This window comes from Streptomyces coffeae, from assembly GCF_016741875.1.
In the GTDB taxonomy this organism is placed as follows: Bacteria; Actinomycetota; Actinomycetes; order Streptomycetales; family Streptomycetaceae; genus Streptomyces; species Streptomyces coffeae.
This window is the reverse complement of the sequence record NZ_JAERRF010000086.1, coordinates 1-4462: the sequence shown is the minus strand read 5'-3', so window position 1 is coordinate 4462 and position 4462 is coordinate 1. Positions and strand designations below refer to the sequence as shown.

The 4462-nt window shown below is 71.3% G+C and carries 3 protein-coding genes; all 3 read left to right on the top strand.

Features of this window, described 5'->3' with window-relative positions:
- A partial coding sequence (locus JK363_RS40925; protein WP_201883408.1) for a VirB4 family type IV secretion system protein occupies nt 1-1708 on the top strand: 1708 nt, incomplete at its 5' end.
- Nucleotides 1696-4107, top strand: a complete 2412-nt coding sequence (locus tag JK363_RS40920; protein WP_201883409.1) for a DUF8128 domain-containing protein — start codon at nt 1696-1698, stop codon at nt 4105-4107. The genes JK363_RS40925 and JK363_RS40920, both read left to right, overlap by 13 nt.
- Before the next feature lie 59 nt (nt 4108-4166).
- Nucleotides 4167-4462 (top strand): replication-relaxation family protein (locus JK363_RS40915; RefSeq protein ID WP_201883407.1); only part of this gene is annotated, 296 nt, incomplete at its 3' end.

Genomic DNA, 4462 nt, shown 5'->3' with positions numbered 1-4462 from the left:
GACCGGGTATCCCGCCGACGTCACGCCCGGCTGGCTGGCACCCCTGCTGAACTTCCCCGGACACCTCGATATCGCTCTGCATATCGAGCCGGTACCCAACCCCGTGGCCGCCGCCGGGCTGAAGAAGCAACGCGCCCGGCTGGAGTCCAGCCGACGCGGCGGACTCGACAAAGGGCATCTGGACGACCCGGAGGTCGAGGCCGCCGCAGCGGATGCGGCCGAGCTCGCCTATCGGATCGCCCGCGGCGAAGGAAGGCTCTTCCGCGTCGGGCTGTACATGACCGTCCATGCCGCGGATGAGGACACGCTGGCCGAGCAGGTCGCGGCTGTCCGGGCGGTTGCGGAATCGCTGCTGATGACGGTCGCACCGACCACCTACAGGGCGCTGCCCGGCTGGCTGGCCACCCTGCCGCTGGGCATCGACACCCTGAAAGTCCGCCGCACCTTCGACACCGCCGCGCTCGCCGCGTGCTTCCCCTTCACCAGCCCCGACCTGCCCATGCAGAGCCAGCAGGTAGAGGATGGTTCGCGGGTGCTGTACGGGCTGAACGCCGTCTCCGGCACCCCGGTGCTCTGGGATCGCTTCGGGTGCGACAACTACAACTCGATCACGCTGGCCCGCTCCGGCGCCGGCAAGTCCTACCTGACCAAGCTGGAACTGCTGCGGCTGCTGTTCACCGGCGTGACCGCCTCCGTCATCGACCCCGAGGACGAGTACGTACGCCTGGCGGAGACCGTTGGCGGGCAGGTCATCGCGCTCGGCGCCGACCAGGGGCGCCTGAACCCCTTCGACCTCCCGTCCCACGATGTGACCGGCGGTCGTGAAGATGTGCTGACGCGGCAGGTGCTGTTCCTGCACTCCTTCCTCGCTGTGCTCTTGCACAGCCCACTGGACGGGCCTGACAAAGCCGTCCTGGACCGGGCCATCCTGCGTACATACCACCAGGCGGGAATCACCGCCGACTCACGCACTTGGACGCGTACCCCGCCCGTGCTCGCCGACCTGGCCGCCGTGCTCGCCAAGGACGGCGGTACGGCAGCTGTGGAGTTGGCGGAGCGGCTCACGCCGTACGTCACTGGTTCGCATGCCGCCGTCTTCAACGGCCACAGCACTGCGAGCACCGCGGGTCACCTGGTGGTCTTCGCGCTGCGGCAACTGCCGGAAGAGGTGAAGGCCCCGGCGATGCTGCTCGCCCTGGATGCGATCTGGCGCCAGGTCACCGCCCTCGGCCGGCAGGGCAAGCATCTGGTGGTGGTCGACGAGGCATGGCTGCTGATGCGCGACCCGGCGGGGGCACGCTTCTTGTTCCGGATGGCCAAGGCAGCACGCAAGTACTGGACCGGGCTCGCCGTGGTCACCCAGGATGCCGACGACGTGCTCACCTCGCCGCTGGGCCGGGCGGTGGTCGCCAATGCTGCGACGCAGATCCTGCTCCGCCAGGCCCCGCAGGCCATCGACACGATCAGCGAGTCCTTCCGGCTTTCTCACGGCGAGCGGGAATTCCTGCTGTCCGCCGTGCGGGGCGAGGCTCTGCTGCTGGCCGGGGAGCGGCACAAGGTCGCGCTGATGTCCGTGGCCGCGCCCGGCGAACACCAGATCATCACCACCGACCCGGGAGAACTGGCGGCGCAGCAGCCGGCCGACGACACCGATTCCGATGGCTCGTACCTCAATGCAGCTCTCGGCGACGAGGACTGGGACCTGTGACCGTGAACGCGCTCCTCTCCGCCGCCGAACTGCACGGCCCTGTGGTCGACTTCCTCACCGATCCCGGCGCCTTCTGGACTGCCGCCGGTCGCAGCATGCTCGGCTGGATCGCCCCGTACGCGCCCGTGCTCGCCCCGGTCACCACAGCCGTGGCCCTCTGCGCGGCTGCTGCACGGAGCCGGGTGCGACGCCGGCACCAGCGGCGCTTCGCCGAGGGCGCGCGCTGCGTGGAGATCCTGGCGCCACCGCAGGTCGCGGCCAAAGGCGGTGAGGTGCTCTGGGCACAGCTCGCGGGCCTGTTACGGCCGTGGTGGCGCCGCCTTGTGGGCGGGCAGCCGCATCTGGGCGTCGAGTACGCCTGGACTCACACCGGGCTGAGCATCCGGTTGTGGGTGCCGGGCACCGTGCCGCTGGGTCTCGTGCGGCGTGCAGTGGAGGCGGCCTGGCCTGGCGCCCATACCCGCGTGACGGAACCACCAGGCCTCATCCCGCCCGGGCATCAGGTCACCGCAGGTCGGCTGCGTCCGGCACGCCCGGAGGTACTGCCGCTGCGCACCGAGCACGCCGCCGATCCGCTCCGGGCCCTGCTGCAGGCGGCGACCGGGATGGGCGAGGGCGAGACCGCGTGCGTACAGATCCTGGTCCGGCCGGCCACAGGGGCGGTGGTGCGGCGGGCGCGCCGGGCGGCGCGGCGGCTGAAGGCCGGGCAGTCCGCCCGACGGCTGCCCGCACTCGGCGCGCTCTTGTTGCACCGACCGCAACCCACCACCACAGGGCGGCAGGACGTCGAGCACAGTGTGGCGGTCCGCCAGTCCGCGTCCAAGCTCGCCGGCCCCCAGTGGCAGACAGCCATTGCCTACGCTGCCACCTGCGCCGACGTTCACGAGCGCGCCGGGGACCTGGCACGCGGGCGGGCTCACGCGCTCGCGTCCGCGTTCGGCCTGTACGCGGAACGCAATTGGCTCGCCCGTACACGCCTGCCCAAACCGCACCGGCCGCTGGAGACGCGGCGGTTCCCTCAGCGTGCCGCGTTGTTGTCCGTCCCCGAGCTCGCGGCCCTGGCTCATCTGCCCCTTGACGCGGACGCCCCGGGTCTGCGGCGGGCCGGCGCCCGTTCCGTGCTGCCGCCGCCCACCGTGCCCCAGCCCGCACCCGCTGCGGGCGTCAAGCCACTCGGCCACGCCGATACCGGCGCCCGCCGCCCGGTAGGGCTCGCGGTCGCCGATGCCCGTCACCACGTGCACCTGATGGGCGCCACCGGCTCCGGGAAATCCACGCTCATCGCCCATCTCGTCCTCGACGACGTCCGCAACCGGCGGGGTGCGATCGTCATCGACCCCAAAGGCGATCTGGTCACCGACCTCCTGCACCGGCTCCCCGACACCTGCGCCGACCGCCTGGTCCTGATCGACCCGGACGACACCCACGCCCCACCGTGCCTGAACGTGCTGGACGGCGCGGACATCGATGTCGTCGTCGACAACATCACCGGCATCTTCCGCCGCATCTTCACCGCCTTCTGGGGCCCGAGAACCGACGACGTGATGCGCGCCGCCTGCCTCACCCTCCTCAAACACCGCTCCCTCAGCGGCCAGCTGGTCACCCTCGCCGACGTCCCCCGCCTCCTCGGCGAGCCCGCCCTCCGCCTGCGGCTGATCCCCACCATCAAAGACCCGGTGCTGCGCGGCTTCTGGGCCTGGTACGAATCGATGTCCGAACCCTCCCGCGCCGCCGTGGTCGGTCCGGTGATGAACAAGCTGCGTGCCTTTCTGCTGCGCGACTTCGCCCGCCGGGCCATCGCCGCCGGCCCCTCCACCTTCGACCTCGCCCAGGTCCTCGACGGCGGCATCCTCCTGGCCCGTCTCCCCAAAGGCGCCCTCGGAGAGGAGACCGCACGGCTGCTCGGCTCGTTCATCGTCGCCGGAACCTGGCAGGCCGCCGCGGCCCGCGCCCGCACCCCCGAACACCAACGCATCGACGCCTCGCTGTACGTCGATGAGGCGCACAACTTCCTCACCCTTCCGTACCCGCTGGAAGACATGCTCGCCGAAGCCCGCGGCTACCGGCTGTCCATGGCCCTGGCCCACCAGCACCTGGCCCAGCTCCCCCGCGACCTACGCGAAGGGATCTCCGCCAACGCCCGCAACAAAATCTTCTTCAACACCTCCCCCGAAGACGCGAGCGCCTTGGAACGCCACACCCTGCCCACGCTGGCCGCGCATGACCTCGCACACCTCGGCCCCTACCAGGCCACAGCCCGCCTACTGACCGGCGGCGCCGAATCCGCCGCCTTCACCCTGACCACCCGGCCCCTGCCCCCGCCTATCCCGGGCCGCGCAACCGACCTACGCGCCGCAGCAGCAGCCCGCACCGGCCCCCGAACCACCACCCGCCCCTGACAACTCTCCCGCACACACCTGCGCCGCTCTCCCCTGCACACCTTGGTGGTGAATGTGTCATGCCCGCTCTGCCTCGCCCCGCCTCCGGTCCCGGCTCCCGCTACACCGCACGCGCCGCGACCACCCGCACACGCCCCACCCCACCGGCACGCCGCCACACCGACATCGTCGCGCTCACCCACCGTCTCACCGAACGCGACCTGTGGCTGACCGCCATGGTCCACGAACACCGCGTCCTGACCGCGCCGCAGATCACCCGCCTGGCTTTCAACACTCCACGCGCCGCCCAGCGCCGCCTGCGCACCCTCCACCAGTACGCCGTCCTGGACTCCTTCCGCCCCCTGGTCCAAACCGG